The organism is Pseudomonas sp. AC083 (assembly GCF_979253165.1).
Genome location: NZ_CEEDDH010000354.1, coordinates 1 through 234, shown reverse-complemented (window position 1 = coordinate 234; position 234 = coordinate 1). Strand labels below are relative to the sequence as shown.

The window sequence follows — 234 nt, the reverse complement described above, 5'->3', positions numbered from 1 at the left end:
GCGTAGTAGACGGCCGCGACGTCGGAGCGGGAGTCGAGCCACTCCGCGATCTCCTGTGCGTTCTGCACGTGGCGCTCGATGCGGAGGCTGAGGGTCTCGATGCCCTGGATGAGCGAGAACGCCGTGTCGGGGCTGTTCGAGGCGCCCAGGTCGCGCAGCAGCTGCACCCGCGCCTTGATGATGTACGCGAGGGGGTCGCCGACGGCCTGCGTGTAGACGGCGCCGTGGTACGAC

At 69.2% G+C, this 234-nt stretch carries 1 protein-coding gene; it reads right to left on the bottom strand.

Annotated features, from left to right (window positions below; genetic code table 11):
- Positions 1-234 (bottom strand): PLP-dependent transferase (locus AC0IXA_RS28175; RefSeq protein ID WP_471815022.1); only part of this gene is annotated, 234 nt, incomplete at both ends.